The 1,047-nt window shown below is 67.2% G+C and carries 1 protein-coding gene; it reads right to left on the bottom strand.

Annotated features, from left to right (window positions below; genetic code table 11):
• Positions 1–496, bottom strand: a 496-nt coding sequence (locus L995_RS16930) for an RNA polymerase sigma factor (RefSeq protein WP_047472727.1), incomplete at its 3' end; no start/stop codon positions are given.
• Positions 497–1,047: the final 551 nt, after the last annotated feature.

Raw genomic sequence — 1,047 nt, 5'->3', positions numbered from 1 at the left:
GGCTGACGCCCAGCCGCTCGGCAATCTCGGGCTGGCGCTCGCCCTGCACGCGGTGGGCGATGAAGGCGGCGCGGCAGCGCTCGGGCAGGCTGTGCAAGGCGGACTCCAGCACGGCCAGCGCCTGGCGGTACATGACGGAGTCGGCCACATCGGGCGCATGGCTGGGCGCCAGTTGTTCATGGACTGCCGCCTCGCCCAGGTAGCGGGCATGGCGCTGGCGGCGGCGGTGCGCATCCAGCGCCATGTGCTGGGCCATCACGGCCAGATAGGCCGTGGCGTCGCGCGGCATCTGGGACGGATTCGCGGCCCCGGCCAGGTCTGCGGCCTCGGCCGGGGCGCTGCGCGCGTGTTCCGCCAGCCGCAGCCAGGTGTCGTGCACCAGGTCGCCCGCCTCCTCGCGGCTGCCCGTGCTGCGCGTGGCGGCACGCACCAGGTCGGCATAGGCCCGGTCAAAGCCGGAAAGCAGAGCGCGGGTGAAGGAGGCGGACAAATCCATGGGGCCGGATCATAACCGCGCAAAGAAGAATCATTCTCAATAAACGCAATGCATGCCGGGCTCTTTCAGCGGTTCCTGGACCGTTCCTGAAAGGGCGCGATCGCAAGGTGCAACGGGCCGCGAAGCGACTTTGCGCACGCCGCACGCGCTATCATCCGCACCAGCCCCCTGTCCCGGGGCCGGTGCTTCAAAACACCCATTTAGTAAGCGGTGCTGCCTCCCCGAAAGCGAGGCCTTGTCACGTCTGGATTCCGGGCTGTGGACGCTCGTCCACGCCCCTGCGGTTTCGGGCGGGATGGGGCTACCCGCAAGGGCGTCCGCACATCTTGCTATGTGTTTTGAACATCCCGTCCACCTGTTTCGTGCTTCAAAACGCGGAGTCGGTGGTTTCAGTCTCAGTAAGGAGCACGGAAACATGACTGCCGTTTCTCTGGCACTCGCCTGCGCGCCCTCTTTTGGCGCCACCCCTTCCACACGGAGGGCTCAGGCATGAACCCCGCCCAGCCCAAATCCGCCACGGACAGCCACACCACCCGGCAACTGTCCAGCGC

This window comes from Delftia sp. ZNC0008, from assembly GCF_000799035.1.
GTDB classification, from domain to species: Bacteria; Pseudomonadota; Gammaproteobacteria; order Burkholderiales; family Burkholderiaceae_C; genus Comamonas; species Comamonas tsuruhatensis.
This window is presented reverse-complemented; position numbering and strand designations above follow the sequence as displayed.